This is a genomic window from Salinimicrobium oceani, assembly GCF_012037645.1.
The window spans coordinates 1-483 of sequence record NZ_JAAVJR010000501.1 but is presented as its reverse complement, the minus strand read 5'-3'; the positions used below and the strand labels follow the sequence as shown (position 1 = coordinate 483).

At 42.4% G+C, this 483-nt stretch carries 1 protein-coding gene; it reads left to right on the top strand.

Going from position 1 to position 483, the window contains the following annotated elements:
- Positions 1–483: methyltransferase domain-containing protein (locus tag HC175_RS17930; protein ID WP_168139624.1), on the top strand; the 483-nt coding region annotated here is incomplete at both ends.

Sequence of the window (483 nt, the reverse complement as noted above, 5' to 3'; positions counted from 1 at the left end):
ATCCATTACACCAAACAAGCTGCCGAAAAAACCATTTTTCCCGCTTCCTGTTTTGATCTGGTTACGGTAGGGCAGGCGGTGCATTGGTTTGAATTTAAAAAATTCTATGCTGAAGTGAATCGGGTGCTGAAAAAGGAGGCTGTAATTGCTATTTTTGGATACGGATTGTTTAGAAGTGATCCCGCAACCAATGAAACCATAGACCATTTTTACAATAATGTTATTGGTAAATATTGGGCAGCCGAACGGCGATATTTGCAGGAAGGCTATAAAACCATTCCCTTTCCGTTCGCGGAAATTGAAGTTCCGCAAATTGAGATGAAGCAGCATTGGAGTCTGGAGAGATTGCTGGGCTATCTCAACACCTGGTCGGCAGTAAAGGCATATGAAAAGGAAAAGGGAGAAAATCCGGTAGAGCAGATCAAGCCGGAACTTCAAAAGAATTTTGGAGAAGTTGGAGAGGTGGACTTTCCACTATTAATG